The 255-nt window shown below is 34.9% G+C and carries 1 protein-coding gene; it reads left to right on the top strand.

Going from position 1 to position 255, the window contains the following annotated elements; all coding sequences use genetic code 11:
• Positions 1–255 (top strand): RNA-guided endonuclease TnpB family protein (locus AAIE21_RS29515; protein WP_343269889.1); only part of this gene is annotated, 255 nt, incomplete at both ends.

The raw sequence follows: 255 nt of genomic DNA, 5'->3' as shown, positions 1-255 counted from the left end.
AAAGATTGCTAATCAACGTAATGACTTTCTTCACAAGATAAGTAATGAAATCACAAACGAAAATCAAGTAATTGTGATTGAGGACTTGAAAGTGAAGAATATGAAAAGGAATCACAAGTTAGCCAAAGCAATCAGCGAAGTATCTTGGTCTAAATTCAGAGAATACCTTGACTATAAAGCAATATGGAAAGGGCGTGATTTGATAATCGCACCTAAGAATTATGCAAGTAGTCAACTATGTTCTGGCTGTGGCTA

Source organism: Paenibacillus sp. 102 (assembly GCF_039549175.1).
Classification (GTDB): Bacteria; Bacillota; Bacilli; order Bacillales; family Bacillaceae_G; genus Bacillus_A.
The sequence above is the reverse complement of the archived record's forward strand: the minus strand, read 5'-3'. Positions and strand labels throughout refer to the sequence as shown.